Origin of the sequence: Janthinobacterium sp. Ant5-2-1, assembly GCF_001445815.1 — a bacterium.
Lineage (GTDB): Bacteria > Pseudomonadota > Gammaproteobacteria > Burkholderiales > Burkholderiaceae_D > Janthinobacterium > Janthinobacterium lividum_E.
This window is the reverse complement of the sequence record NZ_LNCE01000086.1, coordinates 1-8,177: the sequence shown is the minus strand read 5'-3', so window position 1 is coordinate 8,177 and position 8,177 is coordinate 1. Positions and strand designations below refer to the sequence as shown.

General features: G+C 67.7%; 7 protein-coding genes. 6 read left to right on the top strand and 1 reads right to left on the bottom strand.

The window, feature by feature from the left end:
* The first annotated feature begins 176 nt into the window (after positions 1 to 176).
* From ASN89_RS23970 to ASN89_RS23945, 6 genes are all read left to right on the top strand, one after another.
* Positions 177 to 1,388, top strand: a complete 1,212-nt coding sequence (locus tag ASN89_RS23970; RefSeq protein WP_058051021.1) for a hypothetical protein — start codon at positions 177 to 179, stop codon at positions 1,386 to 1,388.
* Complete coding sequence (locus ASN89_RS23965) at positions 1,385 to 2,503, top strand: HupE/UreJ family protein (protein WP_058051020.1); 1,119 nt, start codon at positions 1,385 to 1,387, stop codon at positions 2,501 to 2,503. The genes ASN89_RS23970 and ASN89_RS23965 overlap by 4 nt, the downstream gene beginning before the upstream one ends.
* Before the next feature lie 128 nt (positions 2,504 to 2,631).
* Entirely contained in the window at positions 2,632 to 3,141 is a 510-nt protein-coding gene (locus tag ASN89_RS23960) for a sigma-70 family RNA polymerase sigma factor (protein WP_058051019.1), read from the top strand.
* Positions 3,138 to 4,133: a FecR domain-containing protein gene (locus ASN89_RS23955; protein ID WP_058051018.1), complete on the top strand. Its 996-nt coding sequence runs from the start codon at positions 3,138 to 3,140 to the stop codon at positions 4,131 to 4,133. The genes ASN89_RS23960 and ASN89_RS23955 overlap by 4 nt, the downstream gene beginning before the upstream one ends.
* A 94-nt stretch (positions 4,134 to 4,227) precedes the next feature.
* Positions 4,228 to 6,696: a TonB-dependent siderophore receptor gene (locus ASN89_RS23950; RefSeq protein ID WP_058051017.1), complete on the top strand. Its 2,469-nt coding sequence runs from the start codon at positions 4,228 to 4,230 to the stop codon at positions 6,694 to 6,696.
* Positions 6,696 to 7,895, top strand: coding sequence for a PepSY-associated TM helix domain-containing protein (locus ASN89_RS23945; protein WP_058051016.1), 1,200 nt, complete (start codon positions 6,696 to 6,698; stop codon positions 7,893 to 7,895). Before ASN89_RS23950 ends, ASN89_RS23945 begins: the two co-directional genes overlap by 1 nt.
* 4 nt (positions 7,896 to 7,899) lie before the next feature.
* Here the strand turns inward: ASN89_RS23945 and ASN89_RS23940 are convergent.
* Positions 7,900 to 8,177 (bottom strand): RNA 2'-phosphotransferase (locus ASN89_RS23940; protein WP_200969117.1); only part of this gene is annotated, 278 nt, incomplete at its 5' end.

Genomic DNA, 8,177 nt, shown 5'->3' with positions numbered 1-8,177 from the left:
ATGTGGCCGTCAGCAACGTCATCCTGACCACCAGCGATGACAAGGATGGCGTGGGCATCGACGCCATCATGGCAACGTCTCCGGACAATACGGAGCCGGTACCGTTGTAAACCACCGCGGGCGCCGGGGAGTCAACTCCCCGGCGCCCTTGTCAATTCCCGTCAACGGCGGCCACGATGAAAACACCGATTTCCCTGCTGTGCGCCTGCCTGCCCTTGCTGGCATGGGCCGCGCCCTACACGCCGAAAGATGGCGGGGCCGTCATCGAACAGCTGCCGCGCCGCGCCGACGCCACGCAACTGGCCCTGCGCGGCCTGCGCCAGCAATTCGACGCCGCGCCGCAAGACCTGGCCCTGGCCAGCGGCCTGGCGCAGCGCTACATCTCCCTGGCCCGCAGCGACACGGATCCGCGCTACCTCGGTTATGCGCAGGCGGCGCTGGCGCCCTGGTGGCGGCAGGCTGCGCCGCCCGTGCGCGTGCGCCTGCTGCGCGCCACCATCTTGCAAAGCACCCACCATTTCAGCGCCGCCCTGCAAGACCTCGACGCCGTCATCGTCCAGGAGCCAGGCAACGGCCAGGCCTGGCTGACGCGCGCCACCGTGCTCACCGTGCAAGGCGACTACGCGCAAGCGACTGCCAGCTGCGCCCGGCTGTCGGCCTTGAGCACGCAGCTGGTCACCGTCACCTGCCTTGCCAACATCGCCAGCGTCACGGGCCGCGCCGCCGCCAGCGAGCGTTTGCTGGACCTGACCTTGCAGCGTAGCGCCGGCGCGGCGCCCGAACTGGAAAGTTGGGCAGCAACCCTGCTGGCGGAAATGGCCACGCGGCGCGGAGAGTGGGCGTTGGCGGAGGCGCGCTACACCAAGGCGCTGGCGCAGCAGCCGCGCGACAGCTATCTGCTGGGCGCCTACGCGGATTTCCTGCTCGACCGGCAGCGCCCGCAGGAAGTCGTCAAGCTGCTGAAAGAGCAGCAGCGCATCGACGCCCTGCTGCTGCGTTACGCGCTGGCCCTGCAGGCGCAGCCCGGCCAGCAGCCGGCGTTCCTGGCGGCGAAAGCGGAACTGGCGGCCCGCTTCAACGCCGCCATGCAGCGGGGCGACACCGTGCACCAGCGCGAACAGGCCCGCTTCGCCCTGTTTTTGCAGCAAGATATCCCCGCCGCCCTGCAACTGGCGCAGAAAAACTGGGCCATCCAGAAGGAAGTTCCCGACATGCGCATCTTGCTGGAAGCATCGCTGGCCGCGCGCAACTATACGGCGGCACAGCCCGTGCTGGCCTGGATCTCGACGAATGGCGTGGAAGACGTGGCCTTGCAGCGCCTCGTCAGGCAGCTGGGGCCGCAGGATGGCGCAAAAATCAGTGCCGCGAAGAAGGCAGGTGTACTGTGAAGCGATACCTGTTCATCCTGCTGCTGTGCGCCTGGCTCGCGCCCGCGCAAGCCCACAAGCCCAGCGACAGTTACCTGAGCCTGGCCGTGCATGGCCAGCAGATCGACGGACAATGGGATATCGCCCTGCGCGACCTCGATTTCGCCATCGGCCTCGATGGCAACGGCGACGGCGCCCTGACCTGGGATGAAATCCGCGCGCGCCACGACGCCATCGCCGCCTACGCCTTGCAGCGCCTGCAAGTGGCCAGCGACCAGGGCGTCTGCCCTTTGAAAGCCGTCGAGCAGCTGATTGACAACCATACGGACGGCGCCTACAGCGTGCTGCGCTTCCGGGCCAACTGCCCCGGCGCTGCCCCGGCCAGCCTTGCCATCGGCTACACCTTGTTCGCCGACCTCGATCCGCAGCACAAGGGTTTGCTCAAGATTGATAGCGGCGGCGCCACGCAAACGGCCATCTTCGACCCGGACAGCCCGCGCCAGACGATTTCCCTGGCAGCGCCCGACCGCCTGGCGCAGTTCGGCGCCTATGTAAAGCACGGCATCTGGCATATCTGGATCGGCTACGACCATATTCTGTTCTTGCTGTCCTTGCTGCTGCCGGCCGTGCTGCTGCCTGGCTTGCGCGAGCAGCAGCAAGGCTTGAAGGCAGCGTTCTATGACGTGCTGAAAGTCGTCACGGCGTTTACTTTGGCCCATTCCATCACCCTGACCCTGGCCAGCCTGTCGCTCGTCTCGCTGCCATCGCGCTGGGTGGAATCGGCGATCGCCGCCTCCGTGATCCTGGCCGCGCTGAACAACCTGCTGCCGCTGTTCCGGGGCAAGCGCCCCGTGGCCGCTTTCGCGTTTGGGTTGATCCACGGTTTCGGCTTTGCCAGCGTGCTGCGCGACCTGGGCTTGCCGCAGGGTTCATTGCTGGCCAGCCTGCTGGGCTTCAACGTGGGCGTTGAAATCGGCCAGCTGGCCATCGTCGCCGCCTTCCTGCCTCTCGCCTGGCTGCTGCGCAAGACGTGGTTGTACCGGCAGGTGCTGACCGTGGGTTCGCTGGCCATCGCCCTGGTGGCAGCCGTCTGGCTGGTGGAGCGGATTGCCGATATCAAGCTGATTTCAGCTTAATGACGTTGCTGGCCCGCCACTAGCGAACCACTAGTCAGCCACAAGCACGCGCAACCGGGCTACAATACGAACAATTCTCAATCGCATCAAGGCCTGTTTGTCCGCGGACCATGGCATGGAAAGGTTGCATGCTACGCCCCGAACTGGAACTGCACCGGCAAATCGAAGTGCTCTACAGCGACCACCACGGCTGGTTGCAGGGCTGGCTGCGCCGCAAGCTGGGCAACGCTTTCGATGCGGCCGACCTGGCGCACGACACGTATTTGCGCATCCTCGCGCGGGGCCGCGCGCCCGGGCGCGACGAATCGCGCCAGCACCTGGCGCGGATCGCCAACGGCCTCGTGGTGGACCTGTTCCGCCGCCGGCATATCGAAGCAGCCTACGCGGACGCCGTCGCCGCGCAGCCGGAAGCGGCCGCACCGACACCGGAAATGCGCGCGCTGATCGTCGAGGCACTGATGGAAATCGACGCCATCCTGGCCAGTCTGCCCGCTAAAGTGCGCGACGCCTTCTTGCTGTGCAAACTGGAAGGCATGGCCTACGCCGACATCGCCGCGCGCCTGGAGGTGTCCGTCTCGTCGGTGGAAAAATACATCGCCCGCGCCTTGCTGGCCTGCTGCGCGGCGCAATTCGCATGAGTTCCCAGCTCGATAGCGCCCCCATCGCCCCCGCCGTGCTGCAGCGCGCCGCCGAGTGGATGGCGCGGCTGTGGGCGGAAGACGCCAGCGCGGCCGATGCCGACGCCTGCGCCGCCTGGCGCGCCGCCCACCCCGAGCACGAACGGGCCTGGACCCGGCTGCAGCGTTTTGCCCGCCAATTCGACGCACTGCCACGCGAGGTGGCGCGCGGCGCCCTGGCGCCGGTTCAGCGCCGTGTGACCGGACGCCGGCGCGCCTTGCAGCTGCTGGGCCTGATCGCGGCGGGTGGCGGCACGGCCCTGCTGGCGCACGAAACGGGCCTGTGGCAACGCGCCGCCAGCGACTACCGCACGGCTGTCGGCGAGACGCGCGCCATCGTGCTGGCCGATGGCACGCACGTGGTGCTCGATACAGCCAGCGCCATCGACGTGCGCTACGGCGCCAATGAACGGCGCATCGTGCTGCGCGCGGGCGCCATCCTCGTCACCAGCGCGCATGAAACGACGCCCGTCTACCGTCCGCTGCTGGTGACAACGCCGCAAGGCACGGCCACGGCGCTGGGCACGCGTTTCAGTGTGCGCCTCGATGACGGCGAGAGCCGTGTCGCCGTGTTCCAGGGCGCCGTGGCCCTGCAGCCGCTGCAGCCGATGCGGGACAGCGCCCCCGCCCTGCACCTGCAGGCGGGCCAGCAGGCCGGTTACACGCGCCTGGACGTGCAAGACGTGACGAACGTCGAAAACAGTGCCGCCGCCTGGGCCGATGGCAGCCTGGTGGCCGAGCGCATGCGCCTGGACGAGCTGCTGGCCGAGCTGGAGCGCTATCGTCACGGCGTATTGCGCTGCGACGAATCCATTGCCGGCCTGCGCGTGACGGGCGTGTATTCGCTGCGCGACACGGACCGCTCGCTGGCCAACCTGGCCGCCAGCCTGCCTGTGCAGCTGGTTTATCGCACGCGCTACTGGGTCAGCGTGGGCCCGCGCCGGGCCGCCTGAAAAAATAAGTGAAAAAACGTTGAGGGTTTTGGCTTTTCGTTCGGAATACGGGAAGAACCGATTTTTTTCCCGCCACTTTCCAAGGATTTGCACCATGCCCCCTCGCCTGACCGCACCCGCGCACAAGCTGCGTCCGTTCCCCCTCGCCGCCGCCATCCAGGCCCTGTTCCTCGCTGGCGCCGCCGTGGGCGCCGTCGCCGTCACGGCCCCTGCCGCCCACGCCCAGACGTTAGAGAATACGCAAGCGAAGCGCCAGTACGCGGTACCCGCCGGACCGCTGGAGCGGGCCTTGACCACGTTCGCCAGCGCGGCCGGCGTGGAACTGTCGGCCGATGCGGCCCTGTTGCAGGGCAAGCGCAGCGGCGGCCTGGCGGGCAGCTACACGGTGCGCCAGGGTCTCGAGGAACTGCTGCGCGGCCAGGGCGTGCGCGTGGTGGCGGGCGCCGACGGCGCGTATGCGCTGCGGGCGGAAACTGCACCGGCACCGGCAGCCACGCCGGCGCAAGCCAGCGCCACCCTGCCCGCCATCACCATCAATGCCAGCAGCGAACGCGAAACGGCGACGGGTCCCGTGCGCGGCTACGTGGCGCGGCGCGCCGGCTCGGCCACCAAAACGGATACGGCGTTGAATGAAAACCCGCAATCCGTGTCCGTCGTCACGGCCGATGAAATCGGCGACCGCAATGCCGAATCGCTCGACGAAACCCTGCGCTACACGGCCGGCGTGACGCCGAACCAGCGCCCGCTGGGCAGCGACGATTCCTCGCTGCTGCGCGGCTTCACCATCGAAACGAACGGCATCCTGCAAGATGGCTTGCGCAATTCGGGCCGCACCTTTGGCGCCTCGATCGAGCCGTACGGCCTGGAACGCCTGGAAGTGCTGCGCGGCCCAGCGTCCGTGCTGTACGGGCAGATTCCGCCGGGCGGCATGGTCAACGCCGTCAGCAAGCGTCCCAGCGCGGACGCCGTGCGCGAAGTGGGAATTGAGTACGGCAGCTACCAGCGCCGCCAGCTGAAAGCCGACGTGGGCGGCACCATCGACGCGCCGGGCGCCTGGGCCTACCGGGTCGTCATGCTGGGCCGCGAAGCCCATACGCGCCTGGACCGCGACCGCGACAACCGCCTGTACTTCGCCCCTTCGCTCACCTGGCAGGCAGGCCCCGCCACGCGTCTGACCCTGCTGGCCCGTTACGAGCAGGACAACCAGCAGTACGCGTTCCCGAATCAGCTGCTGGTGCCTGGCCCGCGCGGCCAGGTCGACCCAAGTGTCAACCTGATGGGCGACGATAACCGCTTCAAGCGCCGCAATACCATGCTGGGCTACGAGTTCGAGCACACATTCAACGATACCTGGTCGCTGCGCCAGAACCTGCGCTATACGCGCCTGAAGAACGACCGCACGGACATGTTCCCCGGCGGCCTGAACGACGACGGTACCGTTGATCGATATTTCTGGCCCGTCGACACGGACTCGAAAAGCCTGTTCGCCGATACCCAGCTGCAGGCGCGGTTTGCCACGGGCGGCCTGACGCACCAGGTGCTGCTTGGCGTCGATTACGCGAACATCCGCAACACGGACGACTACCGCCACCAGCGGGGCTTCATCGAGCCGCTCGACCTGTACCAGCCCGTGTACGGCAAGCAGCCCCTGGTCCCGTCCAAGGCGCCCACGCGCGCCGATGCCCCTTCGCGCCAGCTGGGCCTGTACGCGCAGGATCAATTGAAGTGGGACCGCTGGGTCGTCACGGCGGGCCTGCGCCGCGACAAGGCGACGCAGTCGCGCGACGTCACGGACCTCCATAGCGGCGCCGTCAAACCGGACTACCACCAGTCGCCATCGGCCACCACGGGCCGCCTGGGCGCCGTCTACCTGTTCGATAACGGCTGGGCGCCGTATGTCAGCTATGCCACCTCGTTCTCGCCCGAACTGGGCACGACGATGGGCGGCGGCGCCTTGAAACCGTCGCGCGGCAAGCAGTTCGAAGCCGGAGTCCGCTACGAACCCGTGGGCCAGCGCGCCAGCTATACGGCAGCCGTGTTCGACCTGGTGCGCGACAATGTCTCCACGTCGGACATCGGCAATCCGGGTTTCCTACTGCAGACGGGCCAGGTCAAGTCGCGCGGCGTGGAACTGGAGGCGCGCGCGGAGTTCGCCAGCCGTCTGAGCCTGATCGCGCAATACACCTACCTCGATACGGAGGTCACAAAGAGCAATAACGGCGACCTGGGCTTGCAGCAGGCGGGCGCGCCGCGCCACAGTGCCTCGGCCTGGGCGCGCCAATCGTTCACGCTGGCCGGCAGCCTGCCCGCGTATGCGGCGCTGGGCATGCGTTTTCTCGGCGCCATGCGCTCGAATTCCGACGGCGAAAACCTGAACATCCGCAATGGCGGCATCACCCAGTGGGATGCGGCGCTGGGCGTGTCGCGCGGGCCGTGGCAATTCGCCCTCAACGTCAACAATGTGCTGAACAAGCAGACCCTGTATGACTGCGGCTACCTGCCCAACCTGTGCTACCGCAATGCGGAACGCACGGCCAACGTCAGCGCCATGTACAGGTTCTGATGCGCCCTGTATTGGCGGCCATGCACCGCTATGCCGGCCTGCTGATGGCCGGCTTCCTCATCGTGACCGGCGTCACGGGCAGCGCACTGGCGTGGAAGGATGAACTGGAGGCGGCCATGCTGCCCGCCGTCTTCCGCGTGGCGCCGCCCACGCCGGGCGCTGCGCCGCTCGACGCCCTGCTGCTGCGAGAGTCCGTCGCTGCGCGCTTTCCCCAGGCGCAGCTCAGCTACGCGCCGCTGTCGGCGCCACCCGGCCACAGCATGGTGTTCTACCTGCGCCCGGGCGACGAATCACCGCTGGCCAGCGACGAAGTATTCGTCGATCCCTACACGGGGGCCGTGCTGGGCCAGCGTCGCTGGGGCCAGATCAGCGAGGGCGCCATCAACCTGTTGCCCTTCATCGAGCGCCTGCATTACGCATTGGCGCTGGGCGATACGGGCTTGCTGATGTTCGGCCTGATCGCCATCGTATGGACGGTCGACTGCTTCATCGGCGCCGCCCTGACCTTCCCCGCGCGCCTGAAAAAACGCTCGCCGGGCAGCAAACCATGGCTGCTGCGCTGGCGCCCGTCATGGCTGCTGCGCCGCCACAGCGGCAACTATAAACTCGTGTTCGACCTGCACCGCGCGGGCGGCCTGTGGCTGTGGGCCATGCTGCTGGTGTTTGCCTGGAGCGGCGTCGCCTTCAACCTGTACGGCGCTTATGCGGCCGTCATGCATCCGCTGTTTGCGCACCAGCTGGCCGAGGAAGTGGTGGCGCGGCACACGCCGTCACCTGGGCCGCAGCTGGACTGGCCCGCCGCGCGCGCGCAGGGCCGCCAGTTGATGGACGCGCTGGCGCACCAGCACTCTTTCACCATCATCGAGGAAAATGCGCTGGCCTATGAACGCGCACTGGGCGTGTACAGCTACAACGTGCGCAGCAGCCGCGACGTGCGCGCCCACAAGGGCCTCACCACCGTCTTTTTCGACGCGGCCAGCGGCCGGCAACTGGCCACCTGGCTGCCCACGGGCGCGGCCAGCGGCGACACCATCCGCAGCTGGTTCAGCGCCCTGCACATGGCCTCGATGTGGGGCTGGCCCTTCAAACTGTTCATCTGCGCCATGGGCGTGCTGGTGGCGGGCCTGAGCGTGACAGGCGTGCTGATCTGGCGCCGCAAGCGCCAGGGGCAAGCCAAGGCCAGGGCGCTAAGTCATTAATTAGTCAGGAAAAACCGATGAAGGCCGCCGGCACGGCGTCCGTCAGCCACACGCCATTGTCCGATACGTAAAACACGTGGCCCTGCGCCTGCATGGCGGCAGCATCCACCGTCAGCACGACGGGCCTGCCATGGCGCGCGCCGACGGCCACGGCCGTTTCCTGATTGCTGGACAGGTGCACGTGCTTGCGCGCGCCCGCCAGCAAACCGCCGGCGCGGATCGCGTCGACAAAGCGGCTGGCCGTGCCGTGGTACAGCACGGCGGGGGGGGGGGGGGGGGGGG